The 19,752-nt window shown below is 69.0% G+C and carries 18 protein-coding genes; 9 read left to right on the top strand and 9 right to left on the bottom strand.

Annotated features, from left to right (window positions below):
- Positions 1-144: 144 nt before the first annotated feature.
- On the top strand, positions 145-1,599 hold the full coding sequence (locus FNH21_RS02985; protein ID WP_152812194.1) for an APC family permease: 1,455 nt from the start codon (positions 145-147) through the stop codon (positions 1,597-1,599).
- Between the two features lie 249 nt (positions 1,600-1,848).
- Here the strand turns inward: FNH21_RS02985 and FNH21_RS02980 are convergent, their stop codons facing one another.
- Positions 1,849-2,202, bottom strand: coding sequence for a histone-like nucleoid-structuring protein Lsr2 (locus FNH21_RS02980; protein ID WP_152812192.1), 354 nt, complete (start codon positions 2,200-2,202; stop codon positions 1,849-1,851).
- 679 nt (positions 2,203-2,881) lie between these two features.
- Between FNH21_RS02980 and FNH21_RS02975 the strand changes: the two genes are divergently transcribed.
- Positions 2,882-3,730 carry a PhzF family phenazine biosynthesis protein gene (locus FNH21_RS02975; protein WP_152812190.1) on the top strand — a complete coding sequence of 283 codons (849 nt, stop codon included), beginning with the start codon at positions 2,882-2,884 and terminating at the stop codon, positions 3,728-3,730.
- A 185-nt stretch (positions 3,731-3,915) separates the two neighbouring features.
- Positions 3,916-5,097 (top strand): FAD-dependent monooxygenase, encoded by a 1,182-nt coding sequence (locus FNH21_RS02970; RefSeq protein ID WP_152812188.1) that lies wholly within the window; start codon positions 3,916-3,918, stop codon positions 5,095-5,097.
- Positions 5,098-5,246: 149 nt separating this feature from the next.
- Here the strand turns inward: FNH21_RS02970 and FNH21_RS02965 are convergent, their stop codons facing one another.
- The 5 genes from FNH21_RS02965 to FNH21_RS02945 all read right to left on the bottom strand — a co-directional run bounded on the left by FNH21_RS02965 (position 5,247) and on the right by FNH21_RS02945 (position 7,964).
- Positions 5,247-6,143 (bottom strand): DUF4394 domain-containing protein, encoded by an 897-nt coding sequence (locus FNH21_RS02965; protein WP_152812186.1) that lies wholly within the window; start codon positions 6,141-6,143, stop codon positions 5,247-5,249.
- Between the two features lie 77 nt (positions 6,144-6,220).
- On the bottom strand, positions 6,221-6,766 hold the full coding sequence (locus FNH21_RS02960; RefSeq protein ID WP_152813910.1) for a GNAT family N-acetyltransferase: 546 nt from the start codon (positions 6,764-6,766) through the stop codon (positions 6,221-6,223).
- Between the two features lie 59 nt (positions 6,767-6,825).
- Positions 6,826-7,020 carry a hypothetical protein gene (locus FNH21_RS02955; protein ID WP_152812184.1) on the bottom strand — a complete coding sequence of 65 codons (195 nt, stop codon included), beginning with the start codon at positions 7,018-7,020 and terminating at the stop codon, positions 6,826-6,828.
- A 97-nt stretch (positions 7,021-7,117) separates the two neighbouring features.
- Positions 7,118-7,612: a Cys-tRNA(Pro) deacylase gene (gene ybaK / locus FNH21_RS02950; RefSeq protein ID WP_191931561.1), complete on the bottom strand. Its 495-nt coding sequence runs from the start codon at positions 7,610-7,612 to the stop codon at positions 7,118-7,120.
- A 19-nt stretch (positions 7,613-7,631) separates the two neighbouring features.
- Positions 7,632-7,964, bottom strand: a complete 333-nt coding sequence (locus FNH21_RS02945; protein ID WP_152812182.1) for a hypothetical protein — start codon at positions 7,962-7,964, stop codon at positions 7,632-7,634.
- 479 nt (positions 7,965-8,443) lie between these two features.
- Here FNH21_RS02945 and FNH21_RS02940 point away from each other — a divergent pair, with 479 nt between their 5' ends.
- Positions 8,444-9,460 carry a LacI family DNA-binding transcriptional regulator gene (locus FNH21_RS02940; RefSeq protein ID WP_152812180.1) on the top strand — a complete coding sequence of 339 codons (1,017 nt, stop codon included), beginning with the start codon at positions 8,444-8,446 and terminating at the stop codon, positions 9,458-9,460.
- 24 nt (positions 9,461-9,484) lie between these two features.
- Complete coding sequence (locus tag FNH21_RS02935; RefSeq protein WP_191931560.1) at positions 9,485-9,778, top strand: DUF503 family protein; 294 nt, start codon at positions 9,485-9,487, stop codon at positions 9,776-9,778.
- 6 nt (positions 9,779-9,784) lie between these two features.
- Here the strand turns inward: FNH21_RS02935 and FNH21_RS02930 are convergent, their stop codons facing one another.
- Together FNH21_RS02930 and FNH21_RS02925 are read right to left on the bottom strand one after the other, a co-directional pair.
- Positions 9,785-10,504 carry an HAD family hydrolase gene (locus tag FNH21_RS02930; protein ID WP_152812178.1) on the bottom strand — a complete coding sequence of 240 codons (720 nt, stop codon included), beginning with the start codon at positions 10,502-10,504 and terminating at the stop codon, positions 9,785-9,787.
- Positions 10,505-10,617: 113 nt separating this feature from the next.
- Positions 10,618-11,832 carry a THUMP-like domain-containing protein gene (locus FNH21_RS02925; protein ID WP_152812176.1) on the bottom strand — a complete coding sequence of 405 codons (1,215 nt, stop codon included), beginning with the start codon at positions 11,830-11,832 and terminating at the stop codon, positions 10,618-10,620.
- Between the two features lie 241 nt (positions 11,833-12,073).
- On the opposite strand from FNH21_RS02925, the gene groES reads away from it, so the two are divergent.
- Together groES and groL are read left to right on the top strand one after the other, a co-directional pair.
- Positions 12,074-12,370, top strand: a complete 297-nt coding sequence (gene groES, locus FNH21_RS02920; RefSeq protein WP_055768411.1) for a co-chaperone GroES — start codon at positions 12,074-12,076, stop codon at positions 12,368-12,370.
- Positions 12,371-12,442: 72 nt separating this feature from the next.
- Positions 12,443-14,059: a chaperonin GroEL gene (groL, locus tag FNH21_RS02915; protein WP_055768414.1), complete on the top strand. Its 1,617-nt coding sequence runs from the start codon at positions 12,443-12,445 to the stop codon at positions 14,057-14,059.
- Between the two features lie 288 nt (positions 14,060-14,347).
- Here groL and FNH21_RS02910 read toward each other — a convergent pair whose 3' ends face one another.
- Positions 14,348-15,982, bottom strand: coding sequence for a ribonuclease J (locus FNH21_RS02910; RefSeq protein ID WP_152812174.1), 1,635 nt, complete (start codon positions 15,980-15,982; stop codon positions 14,348-14,350).
- A 274-nt stretch (positions 15,983-16,256) separates the two neighbouring features.
- Here FNH21_RS02910 and guaB point away from each other — a divergent pair, with 274 nt between their 5' ends.
- Positions 16,257-17,873, top strand: a complete 1,617-nt coding sequence (guaB, locus tag FNH21_RS02905) for an IMP dehydrogenase (protein ID WP_422108737.1) — start codon at positions 16,257-16,259, stop codon at positions 17,871-17,873.
- A 45-nt stretch (positions 17,874-17,918) separates the two neighbouring features.
- Positions 17,919-19,748 carry an ABC transporter ATP-binding protein gene (locus FNH21_RS02900; RefSeq protein WP_152812172.1) on the top strand — a complete coding sequence of 610 codons (1,830 nt, stop codon included), beginning with the start codon at positions 17,919-17,921 and terminating at the stop codon, positions 19,746-19,748.
- Positions 19,749-19,752 lie beyond the last annotated feature (4 nt).

The following is a 19,752-nucleotide window of genomic DNA, read 5'->3' as shown; positions in this document are numbered from 1 at the left end:
GGACCAAGCTTCGTCCACGGCCGCGCCGAGCGCGAACGGGCGCGGTCCCCGCCCTGCGTCACGAGTGACATTTCTCCGGGCGAGTGCTTGCTAAGCAGACTGAACAGGGCCACAGTGAGGTGGAAAACCTAGGGGAGGCCGACCATGAGTACTTCTGCCGAGCACGTGTCCGACGCTCCGACCACGACCGGCGAGCCCGAACTGAAACGGGTCCTCGGACCGAAACTGCTCCTGCTCTTCATCGTCGGCGACATCCTCGGGGCGGGGGTCTACGCCGTGACCGGGACCATGGCCGGCACCGTCGGCGGAATCGTCTGGCTCCCGTTCCTGCTGGCCTTCATCGTCGCGACCATGACCGCCTTCTCCTACCTGGAACTCGTGACGCAGTACCCCCAGGCGGCCGGGGCGGCGCTCTACACCCACAAGGCATTCGGCATCCACTTCGTCACGTTCCTCGTGGCGTTCGCCGTCGTCTGCTCCGGGATCACGAGCGCTGCGACATCGGCCAACGTCCTCGCCCAGAACTTCTTCGGCGGCCTCGAGGTGAACGGGTGGCTGGAGATGCCGGGGCAGGGCGTCATCACCGTCGTCGCCCTCGCCTTCATGCTGCTGCTGGCCGTGATCAACCTCCGCGGGGTCGGCGAGAGCGTCAAGTTCAACGTGGTGCTGACACTCGTGGAGATGACCGCACTGTGCATCGTGATCGGTGTCGGATTCCTGGCGATGGCGCAGGGCAAGGGCAATGTCGGCGAGATCTTCGTGTTCACCGACGCGCAGGACAAGGGACTGTTCCTCGCCGTGACCGCGGCGACGTCGATCGCCTTCTTCGCCATGGTGGGGTTCGAGGACTCCGTGAACATGGTGGAGGAGACCCAGAACCCGGAGCGCATCTTCCCGCGCACCATGCTCACCGGCCTGGGGATCGCCGTCATCTTCTACATGCTGGTGGCCATCTCGGTGGTCACGGTGCTCAGCCCCACCGAACTCGCCGGGATCCGTGAGGCCGAGGGGGCGGCGTTGCTGGAGGTGGTCCGCGCCGGTTCGCCGGACTTCCCGATCGACAGGATCTTCCCGTTCCTCGCCGTCTTCGCGGTCGCGAACACCGCCCTCATCAACATGCTCATGGCCAGCCGGCTGATCTACGGCATGGCCCGTCAGGGCGTGCTTCCCCGCCCGCTCGGCAAGGTGCTCCCGGTGCGCTGCACACCCTGGGCCGGCATCGCGTTCTCGACCGTCCTGGCCCTCGGGCTGATCCTGTACGTGACCAGCGACCCGGACAGCAACATCGTGGCCAACCTCTCCGGCACCACTGCCTTCCTCCTGCTGTGCGTCTTCACCGTGGTGAACATCGCCTGCGTGGTGCTGCGACGGAAGCGCGACGTCAATCGCAAGGTCTTCTTCACCTCGCCCGGACCGCTCCCCATCGTGGCCGCGCTCCTCTGCGCCTTCCTGGCCGGTCCCTGGGTGGGGCGCGACGTCGTCCAGTACCAGATCGCAGGCGGCCTCATGGCCATCGGGGTGGTGCTGTGGCTCATCACCTGGCTCGTCAATCGGCGCACCAACACGACCGCGGGTGACCTGAGCAGCCTGGACGGGTGAGCGACGGGAAGCCGACCTGCAGGCTCGTCGCCCGGCAGCAGCGATCCGGCGGCAGCGAGCACGACGGCGAACGGACACACGTCGATCGGGACCTAGCGGATGTCGCGGACCGCAGTGTCTTGCCCCTTCACTGATCGGCGAGACCTCGGGCCTACCGTTCGGCCCTCGCCCACCGCTCGTCGGACGCCGCCATCAGATCATCCCGTCCGCGCCGGTCCTCTTCGCTCCTGGTCGGCTGCGACCCGGCTCCTACCGAGCTTCGTTGTACGCGTCGATGATCGACTGGGTGATACGTCCCCTCGAGCTGGGGTTGTGACCGTTGTCCTTGGCCCACTGGCGGATCTGCTGCGTCTCTTCGCGCTTGGACTTGGTCGTCGACGGCGTCGAGGTCGCCTGGCGGGCCTGCCCGCTCTGACCGCGCCGGCCCGCAGACGACTTCCGCCCCTTGTCGACGTAGAGGGACAGGATCGAGCGCAGCTTCTCGGCATTCTCTGCCGTGAGATCGATCTCGTAATCGGTGCCATCGACGCCGAATCGCACGGTTTCCTGTGCTTCCGCACCATCGAGGTCGTCGACCAATTCCACCTGGACGCGCTGTGCCATTGTTCTACTCCTGGATTACTCGTTGTCGACGAATGTGTCCCCCTTCTCCTGACTCTATCCCGGAACTGACTAAGCCTGCTTTTTATCCCCGATATCACCACCGACGTCCCCCGCCGTGCTTTTCATTCCTCGGCGCGTTCCAGGACGACCGAGCGGCACATGCCATCGCGGAGCAGGTCCACAGGAATCGCCGGCACGGAGGAATTCGAGGCTCGTATGTCAGGGCTGACAGATGTCCTGGATAATCCGCTGGACCTGGTCTCTCCGGAAGAGGCCGACATCGGTGTCGTCGCAGCGGAGGCCTTCCTGGACAGCGCAGATATCGATCCTGCTCATTGCAGGGCACGGTTTCCGACGGTCTGGCGTCCTCCCGGGCAGAGCGACTCAGGGAGTCATGGGAATGGGCCGAGCCGGAAGCGATGGGATCCTGCTGCTGGTGATGATCGACGGTTCGACCGAGAAAGCCGTCCGACGGACTTTCGATATCGGGCGTGAGCGGATTGCTCGGTGCTCGCCGGCCTCGAATGAATTGTTTCTGGATCTCATCGGTGAGGAGTCCTACGCTCTGCCCCCTCATCGAGTCATCGAGTCATTCAGTCATCGACTCATCGACGTCGACGACAGCAAGCGACCCGCGCAGCCCCGGCGGATCAGGCGGTGTGCCCGCTAGCCTGTGCGCATGGAGATCCTCCGCTACGCAGCCTTCACGGACACGCCCGACGGCGGTAACCCGGCTGGGATAGTGCTCGACGCCGATCACCTCGAGGCGGCGGAGATGCAGGCCATCGCCGCGGAGATCGGGTACGCGGAGAGCGCGTTCGTCCTGCGGCGATCCGCCGGTCGAGCACAGCTCCGCTACTTCGCCCCGGAGGCGGAGGTACCTTTCTGCGCCCATGCGACGATCGCCACGGGCGTGGCGCTGGCCGAGCGTGAGGGTGTGGGGCGACTCCTGCTGGATGCACCGGTGGGGCCGATCGACCTCGTCACGGAGCTGGTGGACGGACGTCTCGTGGCGTCACTCGTGACGGTCGAGCCGCGCGTGGAAGGGATCGACGGCGGTGTGCGCGCGGAGTTGCTGCTTCGTCTGGGGCTCGGTGAGACGGACCTCGACCAGAGCCTGCCCGTGCTGCTCTCCTACGCGGGCAATGTCCATCCGGTCGTCCCCGTGCGGAGCGCGGCCGTCCTGCGCGGGCTCGACTACGACTTCCCCGGGCTGAGGAGGCTCATGGCAGCCCAGGGCTGGAATGCGACCGTCGCCGTCGTGCATCGGCGGGACACGCTCGTCTTCGACGCCCGCAATCCGTTCCCACCGGGAGGCGTCCGCGAGGATCCCGCCACAGGATCCGCGGCGGCCTCCCTGGGCGCCTACCTGCGGCACCTCGGAGAGGTCTCGCCACCGGCGACGCTGACGGTCCACCAGGGCGCCGACGTGGGCCGCCCGTCGCGGATCACCGTGCTCGTTCCACCCTCGGGGGGCCTGACGGTCCGGGGCGGCGCCGTGCCCATCGTGGCGTCGTCGATCCTCTGACAGACACAGACACAGACACAGACACAGACACAGACAGGACGCGGACAGGACGCAGCCAGGACGCACGGCTCCGACGTGGAGCCTCGGGTAACGAACGCCGTGCCGGCTTCGCGGGGTTTCGCTGTCCCGAGGAGTCGCCGCTCGGCGTACGCTCGGCTGATGGAAGCGCATGAGGGGATGGGATCATGACGGCCGAGCACCACGCGGTGGTCGTGGGCGGAGGCATCGCCGGCCTGGCTGCGGCGGTGTCTCTCGTGCAGGAGGGCTGGACGGCGACAGTGCTCGAGCGGGAGCGAGCCTTCACCGAGGTCGGTGCGGGGCTGACGATCACCCCCAACGGGATGTCCACCCTGGCCTCCATCGGCGTCGACGCTGCTGTCCGCCGCGCAGGCTTCCGGGTACGGATGGCCGGCACCACCGACGAGCACGGCTCCTGGTTGGTGCGCCTTCCTCGCGCCGAGGCGACCGGCCCGGGCCAGGATGTCTACGGTATCCACCGCCAGGACCTCCACGGCGCGCTGCTCACAGCAGCCCGAGATGTCGAACTGGTCAGTGGTGCCCGCGTCATCAGCGTCACCCCGGGCACACCGGGCGGAGCCAGGGCGCGGGTGGACTGTCGAGGAGCGGCGGGCGCGACGTCCTACGACGCCGATCTGGTCGTCGGAGCCGACGGTCTTCGCAGCACCGTCAGGAGCCTCCTTGCGCCCGGACCGGTACCTCGGTTCAGCGGCAAATCGTCGTGGCGGGGGATCGCCACCGATTCCGCGCTGGTGACCGAGGACTTCACCGTTCGCTGGGGCCCGGGAACGGAGTTCGGGGCCGTGCGTATCGGAGCGAACCGGGTCTACTGGTACGGATACACCTCCTCGGATGAGGGGCGGCGTCGGCCTGACGAGAAGACCGCGGCCTTGCACCATTTCACGGGGTGGGCCGACCCCGTCCGGCCTCTGATCGATCGGACGCCGACCGATCAGGTCATGCGCCATGACGTCTATGACCTGGCCCCCCACCTCGGGACCTACGTGCATGGACGAGTGGCGCTCGTCGGCGACGCGGCGCATGCCATGCTCCCCACGATGGGGCAGGGAGCGAACTCCTCTTTGGAGGACGGCGCGTGCATCGGTCTCCTGGTCGGCCGACCCGTCAGGGAGGGAGAGTCCCTGGAGGTCGCATTGAGCAGGTTCGACGCAGCGCGCCGCCCGCGTACGCAGAAGATGGTCGGCCGGTCACGGGGTGCCGGGCGGGTGGGAGCCGACGTCGACGGCAGGATCAGCATTGCCGTCCGCAATTCGATGATGAGGATGGTGCCGGCCGGACCGGCAGTGAAGGCAGGAGCATCGGTCCTCGCCTGGAGAGCATCGCACTGAGCGGAAGCGAGCAGGATGACCGCCTCGTGCCGGCGCGCTCCGGCTGCCCGGAGCCTGCTCCGCTGCTGCGATCGGGGTTCGGAGGACGAGCGGCCCCACCCGGGACGAGGACGCGACGGCCGCGGCCGGGTCCGGGGCGGGGACGCGCGTCAGCGCTGGTCCAGGGGCAGGGCGATATCGGTGACCGCCGCGCCGATCGTGCCGCGGGAGGTTGCCGTGCCGCTGAGCAGGGCGATCTCGTAGAGGGAGCCGTTCACGGCGGCGAAGCCCGTGACTCCGACGGTGGTGCCGTCCCGGAGCGTGGAGTAGATGTCGAAGCCTGTATCGCCACCGGCATCGACACCGAGCATTCCTGTCGGGGCCAGCGATCCGGCATTGGCGGGAGACTGCACGGCGATTTGGTTCAGGGCGGTGTCCAGGTCGAACAGCGTGGTCGCGGTGTTGGGATCGAGGTCGTTGTTGGTGTAGGCGGCGCCGTTGATGCCGGGGGCGATCGCCGGCGCCGCATAGCTCAGCGCGCCGTCCGCGACGGTCGGCGCACCTGCGGTGGCGAAGGGCTGGCGCAGGTTCTGACCGCTGTCGCTGGTGATCCTGAGCGCGTTCGCGGCGGGGTTGAAGTCGACGCCGAACGTCGACCCGGTCAGGGCGACGGTGAGCCGGGTGACCAGGGTCGCCAGGCCTGTTCCCGCATCGATCCGGTACACACCGGCGCCGGCGGCTCTGTCGCCCACGCCGTAGAGGTGGCCGTCCTGCACGCGGTAGTCGATGCCGATCAGGCGCGTGTCACCTCCGGTCAGACCGGTCACGCCGACTGCACCGCGCACCTTGCCGGGCTTCGCGGTCTCGAAGTGCACCAGTGCGGTCCCGCCGTCGGCCAGGCCCACGATACGCAGCTTGCCGGCTCCGTTCCCGCCCCCGTTCGAGTGCTGCACGGACGCACTGCCGGTCTGGGAGGAGCCGCCCGTCGCGCTGGCGACGGCCGGGACCAGGCCCACCGCAGCGATCGTGGCGAGTGCAAGGACACCCAGTGTGGTCTTCTTCTTCATCGTGTTCTCCTCGGGAAGCGCCGGTCACCGGGATTCGGCGACTCGTGAGGGGTATACGCGTTCCGGGGGAGCAGCGTTCACGCGCCACCCAGGGAAGGGGGATGCGGTACCTCCGTGCCCGACGGGACGTCGCGGATCCTGGCGTAGGACATGAGGTCCCGCCGTCGGCCGCCGATCTCGAGGTAGCCTCGCAGCAGCCCCTCGACCGCGAATCCCGCCGACGTGGCGGCGCTCGCCGAGGCGCTGTTCCACGGCTCGACGTGCAGTTCCAGGCGGTGCAGTTCCGGGAGGGTCCACGCGAACGGGACGAGGGCGCGCAGGGCGTCGGTGGCGACGCCCCGGCGGCGGGCCCGGGGCATGACGGCGTACCCCACCTGTGCGCGACCGAGGGCGCGGTCACGCAGCCACAGCCCGATCATGCCGAGCGCCTGGCCGCTGCCTGCGTCCCCGACGGCGAACGAGAACCCGGTGCCCTCGACGTGCCGTTGCCGCTGGCGCGCGATGTAGGCCAGGGCACCGGCGCGGTCGCACGCCGGCGGAAGGGTCCCGATCAGGGGTACATAGGGATCGGTCGAGAGCTCCTGCACCATTCCCACATCCCGGTCCTCGAACCGCCGGAGCATCACCTGTCCGGCGGACGGCGCTGTGGCCGGCCACGCCGGAAGCTCCCACAGCGGGTGGTTCACGGCCGGAGACCGAAGGCGGCGAGACCGAGTTCCGCGTGTCGGCGGACACCCATCGAGGCGTAGAAGGGGTGTGAGCTGGAGGCGCCCGGGGTGTCCTCGGCATCGGTGGTGAGCGCGAGGAACATGCATTGCCTGTAGCGGTCCCTGATCTCTTCGGCGGCCGGAGGGATGCTCGCGCTGATCGTGATCACGCCTCCACCGTAGCGGTCGACGGCGGGACCGCAGCTACCTCGGCGCGGACAGCCGTAGCGGGCGGCAGGACAGCCGGCCCGGGTGTCGACGTGTGCCTCAGGGGTCGGCGATCGGGGCCGTCAGCGCTCCGGTCACCGCGATGAGGTCCGCGGGGGAGAGCTCGACGTCGAGCCCCCGCTGTCCTCCCGAGACGAAGACGGTGGAGTGCTGCAGTGCCGTCACGTCGATCACCACGGGCGGTGGAAGCCGCTGCCCGACCGGCGAGATCCCCCCGAGGACGTAGCCGGAGCGCCGCTGCGCGTCGGCCGGATCCGCCATCACGGCCCTGCGCCGGCCGAGGGCCGCTGCGAGTGCCTTCAGGTCCAGGGAGCCGCTGACCGGGACGACGGCGACGGCGAGCACCCCGTCCACACTGGCCATGAGGGTCTTGAAGACCCGGGACGGCTCGACGCCGAGCGCTTCGGCGGCTTCGAGGCCGTAGGACGAGACGCCGTCGTCGTGACGGTAAGGACGCGCGGTGAAGGCGATCCCGGCGTCGGAGAGGACGGCCAGCGCGGGGGTGCTGCGCGTGCCGGCGGTCCGTCGGGCCACGGTGTCTCCTTCGGACGTCCTACGAGGCGGTCGCGACGTCCCGCGCCGCGGCGAGGTCCCACAGATCGGGCTGGCCCCAGGCGCCCGTGAAGTCGCAGGTGAGGATGAATTCTGCCATCACACCACCCGTGAGGACGAGTCCTTCGATGCAGTCCACGCCGTTGTGCTGCAGGCGTTCCACGCCTTCCTGCGCGACGAGGGCCGTGATGAGGTCCTCGGTCGTCAGGGGAGTGTCGGTGCGGGTGGAGCACCAGTACAGGTACAGTCCCTCGAGCTCATCGGCGGGGACGAGGGAACCGTCGGCGGTGACGGCGGTGCAGTCCTGCAGGAAGGTGGCGATGTGCTGCGTCATGGGGGTGGTCCTTTGCAGTATGGCGTACAGGTGCCGGGAAGGGATGGGCCGGCGGGGTGGGGACGCTCGCAGGGGCCGAGGCAGGAAGGTGACGTGCAGGGCCCGGAGCGGGAGGTGCGGGAGGAGTGCCACGACGGGCATCCACCGCGTCAGGAGGCGGTGCGGATCCCGGTGCGGAACACTGGGGCGACGACGCCTGGCGGGCACGGCGAGGCCGTGCGGCCGGCGCCTGGACGGCGGACGGAAGGATCCGCAGGACGGCTGGTACGGCAGCCTGCGAGCGGCTGTGGAAGAAGGACTTCCTGGTCGTTCATGGTGCACGCCCCGATCGGGGATGGTGCTCTACTGACCGGCACGCGATCCGTGGATCGGCGACCAACGAGAAGAACCGAGGTCAGCCGCCTTCTTCTAGACAACTGCTCCCCACCCTACGCCTGTTTCACGCCGGCGGCCCGTGGGGGCTCGGCTAAAGTACACGTATGCCCCCGCCCCGCACCCGGAACCGCCGGGCGACCATCAACGATGTCGCGACCGCGGCCGGGCTCTCCAGAGGGACCGTCTCCCGCGTCGTCAACGGTGAGCGCTATGTGTCCGACGAGGCGCGGATCGCCGTGGAGGAGGCGATCGCGAGCGTCGGCTACGTCCGCAACTCGGCCGCCCGCAATCTCGTCACGCAGGAGTCACGCGCCATCGCGCTGATCATCCACGAACCCCACTCGCTCCTGTTCGAGGATCCCAACATCGGCTCGATCCTGCTCGGGGCCAACGAGGTGCTCTCGAGGGCGGACTACCAGCTGGTCTCGCTCATCATCGACTCCGACCGCGACAGCCGCCGCGTGGCCGACTACCTGCGGGGCGGGCTCGTGGATGGCGCCGTCATCGTGTCCGCGCGCGCCTCGGATCCCATCGCGTCCGCCGTCCGCGACATCGGGGTACCGGCTGCGTTCGTCGGCCACCCACCCGGGACCCCGGACCTCCCCTACGTCGCCATCGACAACTCCGCGGCCGCGCGGTCCATCACCGAGCGGCTCGTGGCGACGGGCCGCAGGCGCATCGGGATGATCGCCAGCGCCATGGACCGCGACTCCGGACACGACCGCTTCGCCGGGTTCCGCGAGGCGATGGGTTCGCGCTTCGATCCGTCACTCGTGGTCGAGTACCCGCTCTACACCTACGCCGCGGGGCTCCAGGGGATGCAGGAACTGCTGCGCCGGTGCCCGGAGATCGACGGCGTGTTCGCCGCGTCCGATGCCGTTGCCGCTGGGGCCATGACGGCGCTGCAGGAGTCGGGGCGGAAGGTGCCCGACGATGTCGGGATCGTAGGGTTCGACGACAGCAGCTGGGCACTGCGGACCCGCCCGCAGCTCTCGACGGTCCGGCAGCCCGCCGACCTGCTCGGCAGCACCGCGGCCGAGCTCGTCCTCGCGCAGATCAGGGGCCTGCCCAGTGCGGTGCAGGTCCTGGACACCGCCGTCGTCTGGCGCGATTCCGCCTAGTAGCCGCAGGTCAGGAGCATCACCGTGTGGATCGGGTCCATCGAGTTCGACATCCTGCTGGGTGACGTGCATTCCCTCAAGGGAAAACGGTCCGTGGTACGGCCGATCCTCGCCGACCTCCGGCGCTCCTTCGAGGTGTCCGTCGCCGAGGTGGGCCACCAGGACCTGCACCGGCGGGCGATCGTGGGCGTCGGACTGGTCAGCGGCGACCGGCAGCACGTGGTGGACGTGCTGGACCGCGTGGAGCGCCACGTCGCGTCCCGTCCGGAGATCGAGCTGCTCAGTGCTCGGCGGCGGCTGCTCGACAGCGAGGACTAGGCGCGGTCAGGGCTTCGCGTCGGCCGCTGCGAGCCGGTGCAGCGCACCGTCGTCGAACGCCGTCAGGAGCGCCCGGATGTCCTTGTGCACCTCGACGGCCCCTGCCTCGCGGAGCTCGGCCGCGCTCGTGCCGCCGGAGGCGAGCCCGACGGTCGGGATGCCGAGTTCGGAGGCCGCCAGCACGTCCCACACGGAGTCCCCGACGAACACCGTGTTCTCGGCGTCCAGTCCGCCCGCCGTCAGCGCCGCCTGGAGGATGTCCGGATCGGGTTTGCTGTTCTCGGCGTCTCCCGAACTCGTCGCGGCGCTGATGGCCTCGTCCGCGCCGATGATGCCGCGCGAGACGGCCAGCTCCTGGTGCGAGGCGGAGGAGGCGAGGACCACGGTGAGGCCGTCGTCGGCGCATCGCCGCAGCAGCTCGCCCGCGCCCTCGAAGCTCCGAAGCCCGGGCCAGAAGGTCGAGAACACCGCGGAGCGGGTGGCATCGAGCTCGCCGTCCTGCTCTGTGTCGCGATCGTCGCCGAGCAGGTGGGCCACGAGCTTGTCCCCGCCCATGCCGATCGCACGGTGGATCTCCGCCATCGGCAGGTCGTGGCCGAACCGGCGGAAGGCCTGCCACCACGCCAACGTGTGCTGGTAGTTGGAGTCGACGAGAGTTCCGTCCACGTCGAAGAGGACCCCGTGCCGTGTCGGCCGGTCGTCCGTGCTGCTGGCGCTGCCCGTCATGCCTGTGCTCCGTCCCTCCGTCGCCCGTCCTGGTTCCCCACGAGTCTAGGAAGCCCGGCGCATCCCCGGGAGGGGCGCCGCCGGGTTGCGGTCGTCCCGGATGTATGGCTCGGTCAGGGGGAGGGTACGGGTTCGACGACGATGGCCACCCGGTCCTCGCCGATCCGCGTCAGGACGAGGGTCGCCTTCCTGCGGCCCTTGCCGGAACCGGTCAGGAGCTGCTTCCGGACCTCCTCCGGGGTGACCGAGGTCCCCCGTTTCTTGATGTCCAGCACGCCGATGCCCTCGGACCGGACCCACGCCTTCAGCGCCTTCACGTTGTAGGGGCGGACCTCGAGGACACGGTAGGCCCGGGCGAAGGGCGTGTCCGTGAGCGTGGGGGCGCAGATGTAGGCGATCATCGGGTCCAGCAGGTGCCCGCCCAGCTGCTCTGCGAGGTCCGCCACCAGCTCGGCGCGGATGACGGCGCCGTCGGGCTCGTAGAGGTAGCCCCCGGGTTCCCCGACCGCCGCCGTCGGGCCCTCCCCGAAGGATGCCTCCGACACCATCTCGGCCGCTCCCCGGGCCCCGAGCAGGAGCGCTGCGCGCCGGACGCCCGGCCGGCGCAGAGCGTTGAACCAGAGCGCCACCTCCGTGACGTCGCCGTCCACGGAGACCCACTGCGCCTCGCACGTCCCGGGAATCGACTCGTGCGGCATACCGGGGCCCATCTTCACGCCGACGGGCATGCCGCTGTCGGCGAGCTGCTGGACGAAGGAGAGCGGGGGGGAGAACGCCTCGGGATCGAAGAGGCGGGACGTGCCCGACGTCGTCGTCGTCCTCCGCGCCGGATCCAGCCACACGCCGTCGTACCCGGCCGTGTCGACGAAGGCGGCGTCGGCGTTCACCACGCGGGCGTTGGGGAAGGGCATCAGGTTCATGGTGGCCGCGGCCGCCGTGGTCTCGTCGAGCTCGACGGCGGTGACCTCGCGGTCGAGCGTGGCCAGAGCCATGCTGTCGGCCCCCAGCCCGCAGCCGAGGTCCGCCACCTTGACGAGTCCGGCGTCGACGAAGCGCCGTGCGTGCTGTGCGGCGACGCTCAGGCGCGTGGCCTGCTCGAGCCCGGCGGTGGTGAGGACCATGTGGTCGGCGAACGGCCCGAACTTCGCCGAGGCCCTGGCCCGCAGGCGCGACTGCGTGAGGGCGGCGGCGACGACGCCGGGCGCGTGACCGGCCTTCCGCAGCTGCTCGGTGAGACGGAGGCTGTCGGCCTCGGTGTAGGGCCCGAGCGAGTTCAGCAGCTCCCAGCCCTCGGGGGTCAGGATGTCCGCGATGTTGTCCGAAGCCATGCTGCCAGCCTAGGCGACGCAGCCGTCGGACCTGGTCCGCCCACGGGTCCCACGGCGTCGGCGGGCCGTCGACATTTGGCACTCGCCTTGACCGAGTGCCAGCCCTTGCATACAGTCTGAGTTGGCACTCACTCCATGTGGGTGCTAATCCCGAGGGAAGCGTTCGCCGGCACCGCGACGACGGTTCACGCCCACCCCGACGGCCCCAATCCATTGGTATCGAACGCAAAGGAGAGCCCGAGTGTCGGTCTCTATTAAGCCCCTTGAGGATCGCATCGTTGTCCGCCCCCTCGAAGCCGAGCAGACCACTGCTTCCGGCCTCGTCATCCCGGACACGGCCAAGGAAAAGCCCCAGGAGGGCGAGGTCGTGGCAGTCGGACCGGGTCGTGTCGACGACAACGGCAACCGCGTCCCCGTCGACGTCGCCGAGGGCGACATCGTCATCTACTCGAAGTACGGCGGAACCGAGGTCAAGCACGGCGGCCAGGAGTACCTGGTGCTCTCCGCCCGCGACGTCCTCGCAGTGGTCGTCAAGTAGTAACCCCTTGAGAAGCCCCGGCCCGCAGTGGCCGGGGTTTTTCTCGCTGCACAAGCCTGAAAGGAATCAACAATGGCAAAGCAGTTGGAATTCAACGACGCCGCCCGCCGTGCCCTCGAGGCCGGCGTGGACAAGCTCGCGAACACCGTCAAGGTGACGCTGGGCCCCCGCGGACGCAACGTCGTGCTGGACAAGAAGTGGGGCGCCCCCACCATCACGAACGACGGCGTCACGATCGCCCGTGAGATCGAACTCGACGACCCGTACGAGAACCTCGGCGCGCAGCTGGCCAAGGAGGTCGCCACCAAGACCAACGACGTCGCCGGTGACGGCACCACCACCGCGACCGTCCTCGCCCAGGCACTCGTCAAGGAGGGCCTGCGCAACGTGGCCGCCGGCGCGGCTCCCGGACAGCTCAAGCACGGCATCGAGGTGTCGGTCGAGGCCGTCGCCAAGCGCCTGCTGGAGAACGCACGCGAGGTCGTCGGTCAGCAGACCGCCAACGTCGCGTCCATCTCCGCGCAGAGCACCGAGGTCGGGGACCTCCTCGCCGAGGCCTTCGAGAAGGTCGGCAAGGACGGCGTCATCACCATCGAGGAGTCCTCCTCGACCGTCACGGAGCTCGTCCTCACCGAGGGCATGCAGTTCGACAAGGGCTACCTCTCGCCGTACTTCGTGACCGACGCCGAGCGACAGGAAGCCGTCCTCGAGGACGCGCTCATCCTCATCAACTCCGGGAAGATCTCCTCGCTGCAGGAGTTCCTGCCGCTGCTGGAGAAGGCACTACAGGCCGGCAAGCCGCTGTTCATCATCGCCGAGGACATCGAGGGCGAGGCCCTGTCCACACTGGTGGTCAACAAGATCCGCGGCACCCTGAACGTCGTCGCCGTCAAGGCTCCCGGCTTCGGTGACCGTCGCAAGGCCATGATGCAGGACATCGCGACCCTCACGGGTGCGCAGGTCGTCTCGCCCGATCTCGGGCTCAAGCTCGACCAGGTGGGTCTCGAGGTCCTCGGCTCCGCACGCAGGATCACCGTCACCAAGGACGCCACCACGATCGTGGACGGCACCGGCAGCGAGTCCGACGTCGCCGACCGCGTGGCGCAGATCCGCGCCGAGGTCGAGCGCACCGATTCCGACTGGGACCGAGAGAAGCTCCAGGAGCGCCTCGCGAAGCTCGCCGGCGGTATCGGCGTGATCAAGGTCGGCGCCGCCACCGAGGTGGAGCTCAAGGAGAAGAAGCACCGCATCGAGGACGCCGTGTCCTCCACGCGTGCCGCTCTCGAAGAGGGCATCGTCGCCGGTGGTGGGTCCGCCCTGGTCCACGCCGGCAAGGCGCTCGACACCGACCCCGCCGTCCTCGCACTCGAGGGCGACGCCGCCACGGCGATCGGCCTCGTGCGCCGTGCGCTCGCGCAGCCGCTGCGCTGGATCGCCGAGAACGCCGGACACGAGGGCTACGTCGTCGTCTCCAAGGTCTCCGACCTCGAGGTGGGTCACGGCTTCAACGCCGCGACCGGCGAGTACGAGAACCTCGTGGACGCGGGCATCATCGATCCCGTGAAGGTGACGCGCTCGGCACTGCGCAACGCGGCCTCCATCGCGGCGCTGGTGCTGACCACCGAGACGCTCGTGGTCGAGAAGCCCGAGGAGTCCGAGGGCGACGAGGGCCACGGCCACTCGCACTAGGACGACTGCCTGAACGGCACACGCTCCCGGCACGTCCAGCAGCACCCCGGCTCATCGAGCCGGGGTGCTGCTGCGTGTGGCCCCTTCCGCGCGGTCAGACCCGGTGCCGTGTCCGGCGCATGGGGCCCATGAAGGACCCCGCGACAGTGGGCAGGGTCGAACACCCCCACTCCGCGAAGCCCCAGAAGGGGGATCCGGGCGACGACGTCCCGACGACGACGAAGCCCCGGCCACTCCTGGGAGTGCCGGGGCTTCGGGTGCTGCGGGCGTCGATCCCGGAGCGTGGGATTAGGCGTCGACGACGATCGCCGTGACGACCGGCTGGCGGTTGTAGAAGCGGCGCATCCAGTTGGCCGTGGCCCGTTCGATGATGTCCTCGGGGTCCTGCCGGCGGCCGCCCTGGCGGTTGGACGCGGCGTCGCGCAGTGCCTTCTCGACGGCGGCTCCGGCCTTGTCGAGATCCTCGTCGGAGCAGGAGAAGCCCTTCGTGAAGAACTCGGGTGCCTCGACCATCTCCCCGTTGTCCGGGTCGATGATGGCGAGGACGGTGACCACGCCCTCCTCGGCGAGGCGACGGCGCTCCACGAGGTCCTCCTCGGTGATGCCGCCGACGCTGTCGCCGTCGACGAACACCAGGCCGGCGTCGACCTTGCCGGAGAGCGTGGCGCGGCCGCGCGCGAGGTCGACGGTCACGCCGTCCTGGGCGATGACCACGTTGCGGGGATCGACACCGGTCGCGACGGCGATCTCCGAGTTCGCGCGGAGGTGGCGCCACTCGCCGTGGACCGGCATGACGTTCCGCGGCTTGACGATGTTGTAGCAGTAGGCCAGCTCGCCGGCGCTGGCGTGGCCGGAGACGTGCACCTTGGCGTTGCCCTTGTGGACCACGTTGGCGCCGATCTCGGTCAGGGCGTTGATGATGCCGTAGATCGCGTTCTCGTTGCCCGGGATGAGCGAGCTCGCGAGCAGGACGGTGTCACCCTCGCTGATCCGGATGGCGTGGTCCTTGTTGGCCATGCGGGACAGTGCGGCCATGGGCTCGCCCTGCGATCCGGTGCAGATCAGCACCACCTTGTGGTCGTCGCTGCGCTCGAGCTTCTTGAAGTCCACGAGCAGGCCCTGCGGGATGTTCAGGTAGCCGAGGTCCGCCGCGATGGTCATGTTGCGGACCATCGAGCGTCCCACGAACGCCACCTTGCGGCGGTGGCGGTGCGCGGTGTCGATGATCTGCTGGATGCGGTGGATGTGGCTCGCGAAGCTCGAGACGATGATGCGGCGCGGGGCGGTGCGGAACACGGCGTCGATGGCCGGGCCGAGGTCCTTCTCCGACGTCGTGAAGCCCGGGACGTCCGCGTTGGTGGAGTCCGTCAGGAACAGGTCCACGCCCTCGGCGCCGAGGCGGGCGAACGCGCCCAGGTCCGTGATGCGGCGGTCGAGCGGGAACTGGTCCATCTTGAAGTCACCCGTGTCCAGCACCATGCCGGCGGCGGTGCGGATGGCGACGGCGAGGCTGTCGGGGATGGAGTGGTTGACCGCGACGAACTCGAGGTCGAAACCGCCCATGGTCCGGCGGTCACCCTCCTTGACCTGGACGGTCTTCGGGGTGATCCGGTGCTCCTTGAGCTTCGCCTCGATGAAGGCCAGCGTGAGGCGTGAGCCGACCAGGGGGATGTCCGCGCGCTCCTTGAGGAGATAGGGGACACCGCCGATGTGGTCCTCGTGCCCGTGCGTCAGGACGACGGCCACGACGTCGTCGAGCCGATCCCGGATGTAGGAGAAGTCGGGGAGGATGACGTTGATGCCGGGCTGGTGCTCCTCGGGGAACAGGACTCCGCAGTCGACGATCAGCAGTTTGCCGTCGAACTCGAACACGGTCATGTTCCTACCGATCTCACCGATCCCACCCAGGGCGACAATGCGCATGGCTCCCTTGGCCAGGTCCCGTGGTGCTGTCAGTGCGGCAGGTCTTTTATTCACAGATTAGGTTTCTCTCAGTGGTGGCGGGGGCAGGGGAGAGGCCGCCGGACGTGTGTCGTCGAGGCCGGCCAACCCGGCAGATCCCTGGAGTGGTCCCGGTCGAGCCGGGCGGATACTCCTTCTAGGGTACGACGTCCGGTGCCGCATCGGCGGATCGGGTCCGGCTGGACGGCTCGCCCGGCCGGTGACGTGAGCGCTGTCACCGGAATAGGGCACCCTGATGAACCGTTCTAGACTGGCAGAGCCCGCCGGCGTCAGCGCCGAAGGCCCCACCCAACTCCCATCGGGCGACACCGAAAGAGGCGCAGCAGTGAGCGAGCAGTCCGGCCAGAACCAGACCCACGACCCCTTCGGATTCATCGGCCTGACGTACGACGACGTGCTCCTCCTCCCCGGCCACACCGACGTCATCCCGTCCGAGGCCGATACCTCCTCGCGCATCTCGAAGCGCATCACGGTGCGGACGCCCCTGCTCTCCTCCGCCATGGACACCGTCACCGAGTCCCGCATGGCCGTCGCCATGGCCCGGCAGGGCGGCCTCGGCGTCATCCACCGCAACCTGTCCATCCAGGACCAGGCGGACCAGGTGGACCGCGTGAAGCGCAGCGAGTCCGGCATGATCACCAACCCGCTGACCATCGGTCCCGATGCCACCCTGCAGGAACTCGACGAGCTCTGCGGCCACTACCGCGTCTCCGGCCTGCCCGTCGTCGACGATGCCGGGCACCTGCTCGGCATCGTCACCAACCGGGACACGCGCTTCGTGCTGGAGCGGGACTTCCCGACCACCCGTGTGCACGACGTCATGACGAAGATGCCGCTGGTCACCGGGCACGTGGGCATCAGCGGTGACGACGCGATCAACCTCCTCGCGAAGAACAAGATCGAGAAGCTCCCGCTCGTCGACGGCGAGGGCATCCTCCGGGGCCTCATCACCGTGAAGGACTTCACGAAGGCGGAGCAGTACCCCCTGTCGACGAAGGACGACGACGGCCGCCTCCGGGTGGGGGCCGCCATCGGGTTCTTCGGCGATGGCTGGGAGCGGGCCATGACCCTCGTCGAGGCGGGTGTCGACGCACTGTTCGTCGACACCGCCAACGGTCACAGCGCGGGTGTGCTCGAGATGATCTCCCGCCTGAAGGCCGAGACCTCGGCGGCGCACGTCGACATCATCGGCGGCCAGGCAGCCACGCGCGAGGGGGCCCAGGCGCTCATCGACGCGGGGGCGGACGGCATCAAGGTCGGCGTGGGCCCGGGTTCCATCTGCACCACGCGCGTGGTCGCCGGAGTCGGCGTGCCCCAGGTCACCGCGATCTACGAATCGGCCAAGGCGGCCATCCCCGCCGGCGTCCCGGTCATCGCGGACGGCGGGCTCCAGTACTCGGGAGACATCGGCAAGGCCATCGTGGCCGGCGCCGACACCGTGATGCTCGGTTCGCTCCTGGCGGGATCCGCCGAGGCGCCGGGTGAGCTGATCTTCGTCAACGGCAAGCAGTTCAAGACCTACCGCGGCATGGGCTCGCTCGGGGCCATGCAGACGCGCGGCAAGAACACGTCCTACTCGAAGGACCGCTACTTCCAGGCGGACGTCACGGGTGACGACAAGCTCATCCCCGAGGGCATCGAGGGGCGTGTCGCCTACCGCGGTCCGCTCGCGTCCGTGGCCTACCAGCTCGTCGGCGGCCTCCGCCAGACCATGTTCTACACGGGCGCGCGCACCATCCCGGAGCTGAAGGCGAAGGGCAAGTTCGTCCGCATCACGGCGGCCGGGCTCAAGGAGTCCCACCCGCACGACATCCAGATGACGGTCGAGGCACCCAACTACGGTTCCAAGTAGCGCAGCCCTCGGCATCAGCCCCCTCACAGAGGGGGCTGATGCCGTATGAGCGGACTGCCGCAGCCCGAAGCCACGGCCCGCCGGAAGCTCCGCCTCGGACCGTACGCGCGCGCCGTCGGGCAGGTCCTCGCCGTCAGCGCGAAGGCGTCGCCGGGCGCCGTGGCGATGAAGGTGGCCGGCTCCCTGATCTCCGCGGTGCTGCCGCTCGTGACAACCTACTTCGCCTCACTCACGACGACGGCGCTCGCGGCCGCCTACGCGAGCGAGCCCGACGCCGGCCGGGCGGCCATCACCTACGTGATCGTCACCGCCATCCTCGGGCTCCTGTGGGGCGCCTTCACGAGCGTGGACCGCTACATCCAGCAGGTCCTCAGCTTCCGCGTCGGTGCGATCGTCGGTGACCGCATGTACGAGCGGTTCCTCGCCCTCGAGTTCTGGCGGTACGACGACAAGGAGACGGTGGACCTCTACGACCGGGCTCGGCGCTTCTCCGACTCCTACGCGCGGGTCCTCGACCGCATCGCGGCGATCTTCACCCAGCTGGCATCCGTGGTCCTCGCGATCGGGGCCCTCCTGCTCGTGAGCTGGTGGATCGCGCTGATCGTCCTCGTCGCCATCATCCCCAGCGTGTACCTGCAGTTCCGCCTCTCGCGCGAGCAGATGGCGCACTGGAACACGCAGGTGGACTCCCGCCGCCAGCGGCGCATGATCGAGAACAACCTCATGAAGCCGCAGCACATCGCCGAGATGCGCCTGTACGGGATCGTCCGCCACCTGATGGGCCTGCGCTCGACGCTCCGGGACGCCGACGAGAAACGGCGGCTCGACTTCCAGAAGCGCTACATCCCCAAGCAGCTCCTCGCCGACGCACTGCAGTACGGCGCGGAACTCCTCGCCCTGGTGTGGATCGTGGGGCAGATCATCGCCCGCGCGCAGCCCGTGGGCCAGTTCCTCTACGTGCAGCAGATCGTCAGCCGGGCCCTGAGCACCGCGAACAACCTCGTGTCCTCGCTGAGCTCCATCGACGAGGACCTCGCGAACCTCAAGGACTACGAGCAGTTCATGGACTTCCCGCTGTCCACCTCGGCGACGGGGCGCCTGGAGGCGGCCCCGTCCGCCGTCGAGCTCCGCGACATCCACTTCACCTACGCGGGCGGCGAGGCAGAGGTGCTCAGGGGGATCTCGATGTCCTTCGAGCGCGGGACGCACGTCGCGATCGTGGGGGAGAACGGGGCGGGGAAGTCCACGCTCATCCGTATCCTCGCGGGCCTCTACCAGCCCAGCACGGGTGAGGTGCTGCTCGACGGCCGCGACTTCCGGGACATCGGGATCGACGACTGGCACCAGCACCTGGCGGTGATGTCGCAGGACTTCCTGCGGTACGAGTTCGCCACCGCCGAGAACAACATCTACTTCGGCGATGTCCACCGCCCACGTGACGACGAGCGGGTGCGCCGCGCCGCTCGGGACGCCGAAGCGATGGAGTTCATCGAGAAGATGCCCAACGGCTTCGAGAACTACGTGAGCAACTGGATGGAGGACCCACGCGGCCGCAAGGGCAGCGGCCTCTCGGGCGGCCAGTGGCAGCGCCTCGCGATGGCCCGCAACTTCTACCGCGACGCGCCCTTCGTCGTCATGGACGAGCCGACGTCGGCCATCGACGCCCTCGCCGAGCACCGTATCTTCACCCGCCTGTTCGCCGACCGGAGCCGCACCATCATCGCGATCAGCCATCGGCTGGCGACGATCGAGAAGGCCGATGTCGTGCACATGCTCGAGGACGGGCGGGTCGTGGAATCGGGCACGCACCGGGAACTGGTGGCGCTCCGCGGACGCTACTTCCGCATGTTCGAGAGCCAGCTCCCCGAGGACTAGCGGG

Origin of the sequence: Arthrobacter bussei, from assembly GCF_009377195.2 — a bacterium.
GTDB lineage: Bacteria > Actinomycetota > Actinomycetes > Actinomycetales > Micrococcaceae > Arthrobacter_D > Arthrobacter_D bussei.
This window is presented reverse-complemented; position numbering and strand designations above follow the sequence as displayed.